This is a genomic window from Mesorhizobium sp. AR10, assembly GCF_024746795.1.
In the GTDB taxonomy this organism is placed as follows: Bacteria; Pseudomonadota; Alphaproteobacteria; order Rhizobiales; family Rhizobiaceae; genus Mesorhizobium.
In genome coordinates this window covers 680,721-694,659 of the sequence record NZ_CP080524.1, presented here as the reverse complement: position 1 = coordinate 694,659, position 13,939 = coordinate 680,721, and the positions used below count along the sequence as shown (strand labels likewise).

At 63.3% G+C, this 13,939-nt stretch carries 13 protein-coding genes and 1 riboswitch; of the genes, 10 read left to right on the top strand and 3 right to left on the bottom strand.

Translation table 11 applies throughout. The annotated features are described in order from the left end of the window. Positions 1-66: 66 nt before the first annotated feature. The gene (locus LHFGNBLO_RS06660; protein ID WP_258605332.1) at positions 67-2,904 is read left to right on the top strand and encodes an autotransporter outer membrane beta-barrel domain-containing protein; all 2,838 of its coding nucleotides are present in this window, start codon (positions 67-69) and stop codon (positions 2,902-2,904) included. Positions 2,905-2,931: 27 nt separating this feature from the next. Here LHFGNBLO_RS06660 and LHFGNBLO_RS06655 read toward each other — a convergent pair whose 3' ends face one another. Continuing rightward, positions 2,932-3,555, bottom strand: a complete 624-nt coding sequence (locus tag LHFGNBLO_RS06655) for a LysE family translocator (RefSeq protein ID WP_258605330.1) — start codon at positions 3,553-3,555, stop codon at positions 2,932-2,934. 218 nt (positions 3,556-3,773) lie between these two features. Between LHFGNBLO_RS06655 and LHFGNBLO_RS06650 the strand changes: the two genes are divergently transcribed. The 6 genes from LHFGNBLO_RS06650 to LHFGNBLO_RS06625 all read left to right on the top strand — a co-directional run bounded on the left by LHFGNBLO_RS06650 (position 3,774) and on the right by LHFGNBLO_RS06625 (position 9,910). Further along, positions 3,774-4,538, top strand: coding sequence for a L,D-transpeptidase (locus LHFGNBLO_RS06650; RefSeq protein ID WP_258605328.1), 765 nt, complete (start codon positions 3,774-3,776; stop codon positions 4,536-4,538). Between the two features lie 164 nt (positions 4,539-4,702). Further along, positions 4,703-5,869 carry a diphosphate--fructose-6-phosphate 1-phosphotransferase gene (locus LHFGNBLO_RS06645; RefSeq protein WP_258605327.1) on the top strand — a complete coding sequence of 389 codons (1,167 nt, stop codon included), beginning with the start codon at positions 4,703-4,705 and terminating at the stop codon, positions 5,867-5,869. After that, a complete protein-coding gene (locus LHFGNBLO_RS06640) occupies positions 5,869-6,603 on the top strand; it encodes an MBL fold metallo-hydrolase (protein ID WP_258605325.1) in 735 nt (244 codons plus the stop codon). The genes LHFGNBLO_RS06645 and LHFGNBLO_RS06640 overlap by 1 nt, the downstream gene beginning before the upstream one ends. A 254-nt stretch (positions 6,604-6,857) precedes the next feature. Then, entirely contained in the window at positions 6,858-8,387 is a 1,530-nt protein-coding gene (locus LHFGNBLO_RS06635) for a DegQ family serine endoprotease (protein ID WP_258605324.1), read from the top strand. Positions 8,388-8,555: 168 nt separating this feature from the next. Further along, on the top strand, positions 8,556-9,167 hold the full coding sequence (locus LHFGNBLO_RS06630) for a molybdopterin-dependent oxidoreductase (RefSeq protein ID WP_258605323.1): 612 nt from the start codon (positions 8,556-8,558) through the stop codon (positions 9,165-9,167). Beyond that, positions 9,164-9,910 carry an FAD-binding oxidoreductase gene (locus tag LHFGNBLO_RS06625; RefSeq protein WP_258605322.1) on the top strand — a complete coding sequence of 249 codons (747 nt, stop codon included), beginning with the start codon at positions 9,164-9,166 and terminating at the stop codon, positions 9,908-9,910. Before LHFGNBLO_RS06630 ends, LHFGNBLO_RS06625 begins: the two co-directional genes overlap by 4 nt. 39 nt (positions 9,911-9,949) lie before the next feature. Here LHFGNBLO_RS06625 and LHFGNBLO_RS06620 read toward each other — a convergent pair whose 3' ends face one another. Continuing rightward, positions 9,950-11,050: a hybrid-cluster NAD(P)-dependent oxidoreductase gene (locus LHFGNBLO_RS06620; RefSeq protein WP_258605320.1), complete on the bottom strand. Its 1,101-nt coding sequence runs from the start codon at positions 11,048-11,050 to the stop codon at positions 9,950-9,952. A 23-nt stretch (positions 11,051-11,073) separates the two neighbouring features. Beyond that, complete coding sequence (locus tag LHFGNBLO_RS06615) at positions 11,074-12,321, bottom strand: aromatic ring-hydroxylating oxygenase subunit alpha (RefSeq protein ID WP_258605318.1); 1,248 nt, start codon at positions 12,319-12,321, stop codon at positions 11,074-11,076. A 116-nt stretch (positions 12,322-12,437) separates the two neighbouring features. After that, a riboswitch (cobalamin riboswitch) is annotated at positions 12,438-12,639 on the bottom strand. A 509-nt stretch (positions 12,640-13,148) separates the two neighbouring features. On the opposite strand from LHFGNBLO_RS06615, the gene LHFGNBLO_RS06610 reads away from it, so the two are divergent. From LHFGNBLO_RS06610 to LHFGNBLO_RS06600, 3 genes are all read left to right on the top strand, one after another. Further along, complete coding sequence (locus LHFGNBLO_RS06610; protein WP_258605316.1) at positions 13,149-13,358, top strand: DUF680 domain-containing protein; 210 nt, start codon at positions 13,149-13,151, stop codon at positions 13,356-13,358. Between the two features lie 73 nt (positions 13,359-13,431). Further along, on the top strand, positions 13,432-13,638 hold the full coding sequence (locus LHFGNBLO_RS06605; protein WP_258605314.1) for a DUF680 domain-containing protein: 207 nt from the start codon (positions 13,432-13,434) through the stop codon (positions 13,636-13,638). Between the two features lie 62 nt (positions 13,639-13,700). Then, a complete protein-coding gene (locus LHFGNBLO_RS06600) occupies positions 13,701-13,937 on the top strand; it encodes a DUF680 domain-containing protein (RefSeq protein ID WP_258605312.1) in 237 nt (78 codons plus the stop codon). The last annotated feature ends 2 nt before the right edge of the window (positions 13,938-13,939 follow it).

Genomic DNA, 13,939 nt, shown 5'->3' with positions numbered 1-13,939 from the left:
TTTCCAGATTGTGTCTTCATCGTGGCGCCGGGCCGGGGATTGAAATCGCGAAACCACGAGGGCGCGATGCGGCACTTGAAGGAGAAGCTTCCGAGCAACTGTTCGGAAGACACGAGGGAAACGGTTGCTTTGGTGTGGCGAAAGTCACGTTACATGCACCATTGCTTTATTAGCTTTCTCGCAACTACAACGTTGACGCTTCTGCCCAATTCCGTGGCCTTTGCCGCATGCGTGTTGGTCCCATCCCCGGGAAATAACGATTCCATCTGCGACAGCGGCGATTCTAGCGGCAGCCTCACCGACACGGGCGGCGACAACACGCTGACCTTTCCCGTTGGCGGCTCAGGGCAGGTCAGTGGCAATGTCACCTTTGGTATCGGCACCGACCGCATAGACATGCAGTCCGGTTCCATCACCGGCACCGTCGACCAGGGCGCTGGCACCGATTTCTTCACCATCGGTGCGGGCACGATCGGGGGCAATGTCCAGCAAGGCGCCGGCATCGACGATTTCAACATGAGCGGCGGCCAGATCGGCTCGCTCAACCAGGGCGACGGGCTCGACACCTTTACAATGACCGGCGGCCGCATCGTCGATTTCTTCGACGATGGCGACCGTGCGGTGATGACCGGTGGTCGCATCGGTCGCGTCAACATGAAACTTGACAAGAACTACTTCAACATGTCCGGCGGCATCATCGACCGCAACCTCGTCACCGGCTTCGACGAAGACACCGTCATCCTCTCGGGCGGCACTATCGGCGGCAATATCAGCGTCAGTGGCGGCAATGACAGCGTGACCGTGACCGGGGGAACGATCGGCGGCGACGTGCTGATGAGCTTGGGAGCCGATACCTTCGTCTGGAACAATGGCGGCATCATCTATGGCGCCGTCGACCTCGGCGGCGACAACGACACCGCGGCGCTGAGCAATCTCACCAGTGCCAATCTCGGAGGCTCCGATACGATCAGCGGGGGTCTCGGCACCGACGCGTTGACCTTCGATAACGTCTCGCTCGACGGGATCAGTCGGGTTCAGAACTGGGAAACCATCAACGCCACCAACGACACTGAACTGATGCTGGACGGCAATCTGGTGCTTGGCGACAGCGGCACCGGCGCGCTCAATGTCGATGCGGCAAGTACGCTGTTCGGCGGCGGCTTCAACGCCTCGATCCAGGCCTTTGCCGCCGGCCAGCTGGCGCAGGTCGCCAATGCCGGCCGCATTGACCTGACCAATGGCAGCACTGATGCGACCGACCGGCTGACGATATCCGGCAATTATGTCGGGCTGGGCGGCCTGCTGCTCGTCCAGACCGTGCTTGGCGATGATTCCTCCGCCTCGGACAGGCTGGTTCTGTCGGGCGGGACCGCTTCCGGCTCGACCGGTATTTCGGTGATCAATTTCGGCGGCGCCGGCGCTTCGACCACGCAAGACGGCATCATGGTCGTCCAGGCGATCAATGGCGCCACATCCGGTGCCACTACCTTTGCCCTCGACGCGCCGGTCGCCGCCGGCGCCTTCGAATATTATCTGTTCAAGGGCGGCGTCAGCGCCGGCAGCGAAGAGAACTGGTATCTGCGCTCGACGCTGAACACACCGGCACCGCCGGCGCCGGCGCCGCCGGCACTCGAGCCCACACCGCCGCCGGAGCCGGAGGCGCCGGAGACCGCGCCGCCGCCACCGCCATCCGAACTGCCGCCGGTGCCGCCGCCGACCGAAGGCGATATCAACAACCCGCCCGTGGACCCGACGCCGCCGGTTCAGGCCAGCGATCCGGAACCCGAGCCCCCGCCACCGCCGCCGCCGGCGGCGCCTGCGGACCCGCCACCGTCACCGCCACCACCGCCAACCGGGGTCCCCGTTCTGCCGGTGCCGACGCTGCCTGGCCCGCCGCCGGTGCAGCCGTCGCCGCCGACGCCCGGAGCGACGCCGGTGCAGGCAGCCGCGATCCTGCTCTACCGCATCGAGGTGCCGGTCTATTCGGCCGTGCCGCCGGTGGCCGAGCATCTGGCACTGGCAACACTCGGCACCTTCCACGAGCGGCGCGGCGAACAGAGCCTGTTGTCGAACACCGAACTGCAGCCGATCTGGGGTCGCGTCTTCGGCCAGGACGCCAAGATGAGTTGGTCGGGGACGGTTTCGCCTTCCTTCGACGGCACCCTGTTCGGCTTCCAGGCCGGCTTCGATGCCTTTGGCCGTGAGACCACCTCAGGTCAGGTCGACCGCGCCGGCCTGTTCATCGCCTATGGCAGCATGAATGGCGATGTGCGTGGCCAGGCATTGGGCTGGAACAATCTGTCTGTGGGCGGCATCGATCTCGGCGGCACCAGCATTGGCGGCTACTGGACCCGGATCGACCCGGGCGGCTGGTATCTGGACGGCGTCGTCATGGGCACGTTCTTCAGCGGCTCGGCGAGCTCGTCCCGCGGCATCGGCATCGATGTCAAGGGGACCGGCATCACCGCTTCGCTCGAAGGTGGCTATCCCCTTGTCCTGGCCGAAGGCTGGACGCTCGAACCGCAGGCGCAGCTGGTCTGGCAGCATCTGTCGCTCAACGATGTCGAGGACAGTTTCTCGGCCGTCTCCTTCGATGTGGACGGCGGCCTGAACGGTAGGCTGGGGTTCCGGCTGCAGGGCGAGACGACGCTGAACGGCATCGCGCTGCAGCCTTACCTCAAGGCCAATCTATGGCACGATTTCGGTGGCACCGACCACGTCAATTTCGGCGCCACCGATATCTCCACCGAAGGCAAGTCGACCTCGCTCGAATTCGGCGGCGGCGTGGTCGCCAGGGTGACTGACAAGGTCAGCATTTTTGCCACCGGCGACTACACCACCAATCTCGGCGGTGACAGGCGGCGCATCCTCGAAGCCAATCTCGGCTTCAGCGTCAAATGGTGAAGGAGGCGACTACCCGCCTCCCGGCCTCTAGTTACCTGAACGCATCGCCATCGTGGCGATGCCGGCGCCGACCAGCAGTGTGCCGCCGGTGCGGTTGAAGATGCGGATCGCCTTGGGATTGCGCACGACGTTGCGCGCCCTGGCCGCAACCAGCGCGTAGCCGAAGGCATTGGCGAAGGCGAGCGCCAGGAAAGTCGTTTCGAAGATCAGCATCTGCGTCCAGAAATCGGCGTGCCGGTCAAGGAACTGCGGCAGGAAGGCGACGAAGAAGGTGATGCTCTTCGGGTTGAGCGCGGTGACCAGCCAGGCATGCGCCGCCATCTTGGCCGAAGACACAGCATCGGTGCGCGGCTCGGCTCTCAGCGCGCCGCCGGCGCGGAACAGCTTTATGCCGAGGTAGATCAGATAGAAGGCACCGATCACCTTCAGCACCGTGAACACGGTTGCCGACGCCGCCAGCAGCGCGCCGATGCCCAGCATCGACAGCGTCATTGCGGTGAAGTCGCCAAGCGCCACCCCGACCGCCATCGGCAGCGCGGTACGCCAGCCCTGGCCGAGCGCATAGGACACCACCAGAAGGATGGTCGGGCCCGGAATGACGAGCAGGATGGTGGAGGCGGCGGCAAAGGCGGCCCAGTTTTCGAAAGACATGGTCTTCTCCTTGAGCTTAAAGAAGAGGATAAATCCTTGGCCTCGCGAAGATGTAAAGAGGTGACATCGAAAATCTTCAATCCGGTGTTCCGCTGTCTCGGTGGCCGGCGCGTTAAGATCAGATTGCGGCCCTTCACGCTTTTTCAACCATGATTGGCGAAAATACGCATAATCCGGCCGGACCGTGTTTCCCGCCGATAGCGTAGGGTTTGGGTTACATGCGTGAGTTGCCGCAAAGTCTGACGCCGCCGCACAGTGGCGACGCAATCGAAACCGAAATTCAGCTTTCCCGCCGCGCGTTGCTGTCCGGCGCCGGCGCCTTGGTGCTGCTCGGCGTCGCCGGCTGCAGCCAGACGTTGGATCTGCCGTCGCTGCAACTCGACGACGTCACCACCGGTTCGGTGCGGCCCATCCGCCCAAGCATCAGCGTCGACAAGAACATCACTGGCCCTGACGTGATGTACGCCTCTCTCACTGATGGCGGGTTCACGCTGCCGGAAGTGCCCTACAAGAAGGTCAAGCCGGAATTCCGCCGCCAGATCGTCGTCGATCCGACCGGCGAGCAGCCCGGTACCATCGTCGTCCACCTGCAGGACCGGCTGCTCTATCTGGTGCAGCCGGGCGGTGAGGCGATCCGCTACGGCGTCGGCATCGGCAAGGATGGTTTCCGCTGGTCGGGCCGCGCCAACATCCAGTATGGCAAGGAATGGCCGGTCTGGACCCCGCCGGCCGAGATGATCGCCCGCAAGCCGGAACTGGTGAAGTGGCAGGGCGGACAACCCGGCGGCCTCACCAATCCGCTCGGAGCCAGGGCGCTCTACATCTACCAGGACGGCAAGGACACCGGCTACCGCATCCACGGTTCGCCCGAATGGGCGAGCATCGGCCAGGCCATGTCGTCGGGCTGCGTGCGCCTCATCAACCAGGACATCATCGACCTCTACAGCCGCGTCTCCAAGAAGAACCCGGTCGTCGTCGTCTGACCTCTCGGCCGCTTGCGCAGCCGCAGTGAAATCTTCTTGTTTGAGCATGATCTCTATCGAAACCGGTTCCCACTTTTCGGGATCATGCTCTCGACTCTCCCGTTGCGTGATGCGCCAAGACAGGCGAATGTGCCTGCGAATTCATCGCCCGGGAGACTTCAGGAATGGCTGGAACGTTTGTTATCGCGCAGGGCGGCGGCCCGACTGCCGTCATCAACCAGACCATGGTTGGCGCCGCGCTCGAGATCCGCAAGCGGCACCCCGGCGCCAAGGTTCTGGGCTCCATCCATGGCGTGCGCGGCATTCGCGATGGCAACTATGCCGATCTTTCTTCTATTCCCGAGGACCGGCTGCGGCTGATTGCGGCAACGCCGAGTGCTGCGCTGGGTTCGACGCGTGACAAGCCGGATGCCGCCTATTGCGAAGTTATTCTCAACGGCCTGAAGAAGGCCGGCGCCGACGCCTTCATCTATATCGGCGGCAACGACACATCGGGCACGCAGCAGATCCTGACCGACGCCGCCGGCGGCAGCATCGCGTTCGTCCATGCGCCGAAAACCATCGACAACGATCTCGAGGAGAACGACCACACGCCCGGATTCATTTCCGCGGCCGAATTCGTCGCCGGCGCCTTTCTCTCCGTCGATCTCGATTTCCGCGCTCTGCCGGGCATCTATGTCGGCATCGTCATGGGCCGGCATGCCGGCTTCCTCACCGCCGCGGCGGCCGCCTGGCAGCTTGACCCCGACAGCGGTCCGCACCTCGTCTACGTGCCGGAGCGACCGTTCTCCGCCGCCGCCTTCATCGACGACGTGCGCGCCACGCTCGACCGCCACAAGCGCTGCATCGTCGCCGTGTCCGAAGGCGTCAGCACCGCCGACGGCAAGGCGCTGGTCGAAAGCCTGGTGCCGCCAGAGAAGCTCGAGCGCGACGCGCATGGCAACGTCAAGCTGTCGGGCAGCGACCTGCCGGCAGCCCTCGAGCGCGCCCTCGCCGAAGGCCTGCCGGGCAAGCGGGCGAGGGTCGATGCGCTCGGCTACATGCCGCGCGGCTATGTCGGCGCCATCAGCGCCGTCGATGCGCAGGAAGCCTTCGATGCCGGCGCCTTTGCGGTCGCGGTCGCCGACGAGGGCGGCGGCTCGGTGGCGTTGCAATATGACGGCACAAGAACGGTGCTGAAGAAAGTGCCGCTGAAGAACGTTGCTGGCAAGACCCGCCACATGCCGGATGATTTCATGCTGCCGGACGTCAACCAGCTGTCCGAAACGGGAATGGCTTATCTGAAGCGGCTTGTCCCCCAGAAATACAAGGTCGGAAAGCCCTTCGTCTGATGGGCGATCGTCTGGTCGGCGACTGGTTCGGCAAGACCATCGTCGACGCCAAGACGACGATGCTGACCGAACCGTTCGTGCATGATTTCGTGCGCGCCAACATTTGGCATCTCAAAGGCCGCGACGTCGACCTGCTTGTCGACACCGGCATGGGCATCTGCCCGCTGGCGCCCGAGATCGACACGCCGGCCGGCAAGCCGCTGCTCGCCGTCGCCACCCATATCCATCTCGACCATGTCGGCTCGCTGCACGAATTCCCGTTGCGGGCAGGGCCTAGGCACAGCGCCGCAACGTTCGACACCATGGATGAGGCGGTGACCTACGCCTACATGTTCCACAATCTCGACGACGCCGTCTCGAAGCTGCCGGCGCCGGGCTGGAAGGCGGCCGACTACAGGATTCCACCGGCGCCGCTGACTCGGATCCTCGACGAGGGCGACGTCGTCGATCTCGGCGATAGGCAATTCAAAGTGCTGCACCTGCCGGGACATTCGCCCGATTCGATCGCGCTGTTCGACGAGGCCGATGGCCTGTTCTTTGCCGGCGACGCCATCTACGATTCCATACTGATCGACGACCTGCCGGATTCCGACCGGGCCGCCTATCGCCGCACGATGCAGCGGCTGCTCGACCTGCCGGTCCGCATCGGCCATGGCGGCCACGGACCGAGCTTTGATGGCAAGCGGATGCGCGAACTGGCATCGGCCTATCTCAGGCGAACCGGCGGGGTTTGATGCTGCCGTCCGGCGCGCCCCTCGGTCCGGTGTTGACGGCATTGTGATCCGCTGCCGTCCGGAAATTAAATCTTCGTAACATCGGCCGAAAACCCTAATTCGGGCCTATGGGCACCCTAGATGCAGGGCTGTCGATCCGGTCGGCTGCCATGCCAGGCGAGACAGGCAATCCGATCGTCGACACGCCGAATAGGCGGTTCCCTAAATCGGGACGCGCCACGGCGACGGACCAACTCTCGCCCGGACAAACGACCATGTCAGATATCCTTCGCAGACATCGCGTCGCGGCCTTGCTGGGCGCTGCGCTGATCGTCAGTCCCCTCGTCGTGTCTTTCGCCCAAAGCGCCAGCAACACTGTTGCGACGACCCAGACGCCCGTGGCCGGGAAAGCGGCGCCAAACGGCTCGTTCGCCCCCATCGTGGCGGCCGACAAACCGGCGGTGGTGACGGTCACCACGGTCATGAAGGCGCAGCCGGCGGACAGCGACGACGCCTCGCCCCTCGATGGGTCCTCGCCTTTCGACGACTATTTCCGCCAGTTCTTCGGCGACCAGGGCATGCCCGGACCAAAGGCCCCGCCGCAGCAACAGGCGCAGCGTGCCGAAGCCCTCGGTTCCGGCTTCATTGTCGGCGCCGACGGCACCATCGTCACCAACAACCACGTCATCGATGGCGCCACATCGATCAAGGTGACGCTTGATGATGGCACCGAGCTTCCCGCCAAGCTGATTGCCCGCGACACCAAGAACGACCTCGCCGTGCTCAAGATCAAATCCGACAAGTCCTTGCCGATCGTCAAGTGGGGCGATTCCGACAAGCTCATGCCGGGCGACCAGGTGCTGGCTTTCGGCAACCCGTTCGGCATTGGCACCACGGTCACATCAGGCATCGTTTCGGCGCGTGGCCGCGATCTGAACAGCGGCCCGTTTGACGATTTCATCCAGATCGACGCGCCGATCAACCACGGCAATTCCGGCGGACCGCTGGTCGATGTCAGCGGCAATGTCGTCGGCATCAACACGGCGATCTATTCGCCGAATGGCGGCAGCGTCGGCGTCGGTTTCGCCATCCCGTCCGACCAGGCGCAAAAGGTGGTCGCCAAGCTGATGAAGGGCGGCTCCATCCAGTACGGCTATCTCGGCGTCCAGATCCAGCCGGTGACGCCCGATGTGGCAAGCGCCATCGGCCTCGATCGCGCCAGCGGCGCGCTGGTTTCCGAGGTCAATGACGGATCGCCGGCCGCCACGGCAGGGATCGAGACCGGCGATGTCATCACCAGTTTCGCCGGTCAGGACATAAAGGATCCTAAGGATCTGTCGCGCGCTGTTGCCGACGTCTCGCCAGGGATCAAGGAAACGCTCGATGTCTGGCGCAAGGGCAAAAGCATGGAGATTTCGGTCGACATCGGGCGCAATGGCGACGATGTGAAGACGGCATCGGCGAGCGGCGATTCCGGCCAGCCGTCGGCAGAGCAAGGCCTTCGCGCATCCGCGATGGGCCTTGGCTTGGTCGACATCAGCCCGGAGGTTCGCGAAGCCATGAATCTGGCGGCCAACCAGCGCGGCGCGTTGGTCGAGCGCGTCAATCCGGACAAAGCGGCGGCGGCTTCCGGCATTGAGCCGGGCGACATCATCGTCGCCGTCGATCAGGCGTCGGTGAGGAATGCCAGGCAGGCAACCCAGGCGATTGCGCAGGCAGGAAAGTCCGGCCGGAAATCCGTGCTCCTGCTTGTCGAACGTGGCGACGCACAGATCTTCGTCGCCGTGCCCTTCGCCAACGGCTGAGGCGGCCCTGGTCGGTGGCTAGCTTGCGGGATCGATCGCAGGCGCGCCGCCGGCCGCCCCAAAATTTCTGTTGCCCGCCGCAACATCTTCTAGAAGACTGCCGAGGGTTACAAACGGCGTGGTGCAAATCGGCCGATTCAATCGGCCTGATTCAAACGGATACTCCCGATGGTCACTCGCGGCTTCTCATCCGGGCGAAAGCCTCCGACGGATACGGATGCGCGCATCCCGCCAGGGCAGTATCTCGAACAGGGTTTTCCGGTACTGTCGGCTGGACCGACGCCGCGTGTGCGCACCGAGGACTGGTCGTTCACGCTGAAGCACGGGCCGCGCCCGATCAAGAAATGGAACTGGGCCGAGTTCAACGCCCTGCCGCTGACCAAGATGACGCGCGACATCCACTGCGTCACCGCATGGACCAAGTTCGATACGCCGTGGCAAGGCGTGCTGGTCGACGACATTTTCGCCGACGCCGGCCTGGAGCCGCCGACCGGCTTCACCTTGGCGCACGCGTTCGACGGTTACACCACCAATGTGCCGACCAAGGATCTCACCGACGGCAAAGCGATGGTGGCGCTGCTCTACGAAGGTAAGCCGATTACGTCAGACCATGGCGGTCCGGCGCGGCTGCTCGTTCCGCATCTCTATTTCTGGAAATCGGCCAAATGGCTGAACGGGCTGCAGTTCACCGAGCGTGACGAGCCGGGCTTTTGGGAATTGCGCGGCTATCACATCTATGGCGATCCGTGGCGCGAACAGCGCTATACGGGCGATCCATGAGCGAGCCGTCGACGGCGCAATCGCCCTGGCAAACGGCCAGGATCACCCGCATCGAGAAGCGCACACCGCGCGTCACCAGTTTCTTCTTCCTGTTGTCGCGGCCTTTCACTAGCCGGGCCGGACAACATGTCGATGTCAGGCTGACGGCGCCGGACGGCTATCAGGCGCGCCGCTCCTACTCCATCGCCTCTGCGCCGGAAGCCGCAGGAACAATCGAACTGGCGATCGAAAGACTCGACGATGGCGAGGTCTCGCCTTTCTTCCACGAGGTGGCGGTGGTCGGCGACGAGGTCGAGTTGCGCGGGCCGCTCGGCGGCCATTTCGTCTGGTCCGACAGTGACGGCGGACCGCTGCTGCTGATCGGCGGCGGTTCGGGCGTGGTGCCGTTGATGGCAATGATCCGCCATCGTGTTGCGCGGAAATCACCGGTGCCGGTCGCGTTGGTGTTCTCAGTGCGGGTCTGGGACGAGGTGATCTTTCGCGACGAGCTGATCGGTCTCGATGACCGCCGGAATGGTTTCGAACTGGTGCTGACGCTGACACGCGAGGCCGCCCGGCGCCCGGCAGACTATTCGCGGCGGATCGATGTCGCGATGATGGTGCAATCCATGGCGCGGCTGCCCGAGCCGCCAAAGCTCGCCTTTGTCTGCGGCTCGAATGCCTTCGTCTCGGCCGCCGCCCAGGCGCTGATCGATGCCGACATTCCGGCAGGTCTCATCCGCACCGAGCGCTACGGGGTATAGGTTCCGATCCGAACATACGAGCCTCCGTGCACGGCCGTTTCAGGCCTCGATTTCGAGCGCCGACAGCGGCTTGGAGCAGCAGGCCAGGATGAAGCCGTCATCGATCTCGTGGTCGAGGATGCCGCCATTGTGGCTCATCTCGACGCTGCCGGAGACTTTCTTCACCTTGCAGGTTCCGCACAGGCCGAATTCGCAGGCCGCCGGAATTCTCACCCCCGAAGCGCGCGCCGTCTGCAGCACGGTCTGGCCGGCAACGCATTCGGCGTCGACATCCGAGAGCGAGAAGCGGATCGGCGTTGCGGCTTCGGCGGGCACATCGGCGCCACCGTCTGCCGGCAACGCAAACGGCGGCGGTATTTCCTCCACGGCGGGCGCGGCAAAGCTCTCCTGGTGGTATTGCACCATGTCGAAGCCGGAGGCCTCCAGCATCTGCCGCACCGCGCGCATGAACGGGTCTGGGCCGCAGCAGAAGATTTCGCGCTCGCGGAAATCTGGCGCCAGCAGCGGCAGCCTGATCGCGTCGATCCGCCCCATATGACCGAACCAGCCCTCGCGGCTGGAGCGCTCCTCGATCATGAAGCCAAGCGACAGGCCGGGCATACGGCTTCCCAGCAGTTCGAGCTCCTTGCGGAAGATGATCTCCTCGGGCCGCCGCGCGCAGTTGACGAAGCCGACATCGGTCCATGGCGCGCAGTCGTTCAGCCAGCGCAGCATCGACATCATCGGCGTCACGCCGGAGCCGGCCGAGATGAACAGATATTTGGCCGCTGGGTGGCTGTGCAGCGAAAAGTCGCCCGCCGGCCCATAGGCCTTCACGTGAACGCCGGGCTTCAGATGATCGAACATCCAGCGCGTACCGATGCTGCCGGCCTGGGCTTTCACCGTGACCGCGATCGAGAACGGCCGCGACGGCGAGGATGACAGCGTGTAGGTGCGCATCAGCGGTCCATCGGCGGTCGGCAGTTCCAGCGTTACGAACTGCCCCGGCTTGTAGCGAAACCAAGTCTGGTTGTCGGAACGGAAGGTGAAGGTCTTCACCTCCGGCGCCTCATCGCTGACGCCGATCACTTCCAGCACCTGGAGCCTGTCGTTCCAAGGCGCCATCTCGTCGAGATGGCGGTAGAGCCCGAGATCCGTCATCGCATTCATCCCTTTACCCTTTCTCAGGCGACGCTACGCAGTGCGGGCCGGCCGCCTTCGGCAAGGCGCGGCTCGATGAAGCGGGCATACCAGTCTACGAACTGGATGACACCGCCCTCATGCAGCTCCGAATAGGGGCCGGGTTCATAGGCCGGCGACAGGATACCGAAGGCGTTCTCCTCGACGATGCGGCGGTCCTGATCGTTGGTCTCGGTCCAGACATGGGTGAGTTCGGCAAGGTCGTAGTCGACGCCTTCGACCGCATCCTTGTGGATGAGCCATTTCGTCGTCACTGCCGTTTCAGTGGCGCTGATCGGCAGCACCCGGAAGGTGACGGCATGATCGCCGAGGATGTGGTTCCAGGTCGTCGGATAGTGATAGAGCAGCAGCGAGCCGATGCGGTCGGTGGCAACGCTGTCGGAAAGGTTTCTCTTCACGGCGCGCTTTCCCGTCATCGTGTAGCTGACGGCATCGCGCAGTAGCGGCGCGCGGGTGGCGCGAAACTGTCCGGCGGGATCGATACGGAATTTGCTCGGCAAGCCCGCCGCCTCGCATTTCGCCCAATGCGCCAGCATTTCCGGGTCGCTGTCGGCGCCATTGACGCCGGTCACGGTCGGCGCTTCCGGGAATGTCTTGCAGAGCTCCGGATGGTTGCCGGCACAATGGTAGCACTCGCGGTTGTTCTCCCAGACGAGCTTCCAATTGCCCTTCTCGACGATGGTCGATTCGAAGGCGACCTTTGCCTCGCGCAGCCGGTGCGGCAACAAATAAGGCTCGATCATGGTGCGCATCGGCGCGAAGTCCGCCGGCTCCTTGGCCAGGCAGATGAAGATGTAGCCGCCGACGCTTTCGCAAGCCACCGGCTTCAGGCTGAACTGGCTCCTGTCGAACCCGTCCGCCATCTGCCGTGCGAACAACAGCCGGCCGTCCAGTTCGTAGGTCCACTGATGGTAAGGGCAGACCAGCTTCGCCGCCGTGCCCTTCTCACTGTTGCAAACGCGGCTGCCGCGGTGGCGGCAGGAATTGTGGAAGGCGTTGATCTTGCCTTGCTGGTCGCGCACCAGCACCACTGGATAATCGCCGATCTGGGCGGTGATGTAGCTGCCAGGCTTCGGCAATTCGCAATCATGGCCGATGAACAGCCAGTCGCGATACCAGATCAGCTCCATGTCGAGCTTGAAGTAGTCGCGATCGGTGTAGAAGGGCTGCTCGAGCGAATAGCCTTCCCTGCGGCTGTGCAAAAGCCTCAGCATGTCAGTGCGCACATCCATGTCCTGTCCTCATCTTTCAAGGACTGAACTTGGTGGTGATGGAGGAAAGACCGGTCGCAGTCCGGCGATAAGGCCGGGCATGCACCATCCACCTCTTGACCGCCCACCGCGATCAGTCGAGTTCAATCACCTCGGGCTGGTTTCCGGGCTCTGGAGTGTCCTTGCGGACGATCGCGACACCTTCCCAGGCTTGCGGCCCAGTGGTCTCCCGTTGCGACTTGAACTCCACCACCGTTGCGGGGGCAGCGCCGGAATCTGACCGGCTTCCCAATTCTCCGCCCGTCGTCACGAAGTGGCACCTGAGATGACATCATCTAATCACGACAGCGGGCGCGCCATCGGCACGAAAGCGACATCGCATCCATGCGGCGCGACACCATATCTGAAAACGCACCGGCCAAGGTTTCGCGGCGGAGGCCCTCCGCTTTCGCCGGCTATAGCCCGTCGCTTCGCGGATCGGATTCGACCTGCGACAGGGTTAAAAAATGGTAGCAGTTTCGAAAAGTGACTATTAGCTGCTTCTAAAATCGAACCGAACGGTTCGTTTCTGTTGACAGAGCGTGCAGGACGGTGTGAACGCTGGTTTGCAAATTCGTCAGCTGGGCCATGGGTCGAATAGTATAACCGTTTGATATCATTTATTAAAACAGAAGGTGTAGGAGGCTTTGGCACAATTTCAAGGTGCAGAGTCTTGGTCCACGCGGAACAAGTTCGTGATTGGAAACCGGCGCTGGCCCCTCCCACATCGGGGCTGTCCGAACGACGCGATTTCCTTCCAAGACACGCCGCTAGACGGACTGACGAACTAAGATACTGGAGTACTAAAAATGAAAAAGATCGCTCTTACTGCCGTCGCCGTTCTGGCCATCACCGGCAGCGCCTTTGCTGGTGGCAGTGACCATTATGGGTCCAACGGTGCCAACCAGCCAGCCACCACGGTTGACAGCTCGTACACGGCTTCCATTCAGAAGTCGGCGCACGCTGACAAGCAGCCCGTCGTTCAGGGCAGCGACCGTAACCTCTTCGGCAACAACTAACAGCCGATCTCCAACGGACGGCGGGTTTGTCCCGCCGCCTTGGCGGAATTCAGAAATCAAAGGAGTACTTAAAATGAAGAATATTGTTCTTGCTGCCGCCGCCGTTCTGGCCATCACCGGCAGCGCCTTTGCCGGTAGCGACAACTATGGCTCCAACGGCGCCAACCAGGCCGCCCCGGCTGTCGACAGCTCGTACACGGCTTCCGTTCAGAAATCGGCTCAGACTGACAAGCAGCCCATCGTTCAGGGCAGCGACCGTAACCTCTTCGGCAATAACTAAGCCGATCCCGGCACAGCGGCGGGATTGCCCGCCACTGTGCTGGAAAATTCAGGAGACTTGAAATGAAGAAGATTGCTCTTACTGCCGCCGCCCTTTTGATTGCCGCCGGCAGCGCCTATGCCCGCAACGACAATGTTGGCGGGACCGACATCAACAAGCAGGCGACCGTAAACGTCGACAACACGCAGACGTCTTCGGTGCGCGACACCGGCTCGCCGGTCTACAAGCTGCTCAACTCGTCGGACGACGTCCAGAAGTCCGCTCCGCAGGGCAGCGACCGGAACCTCTTCGGCCACTAACA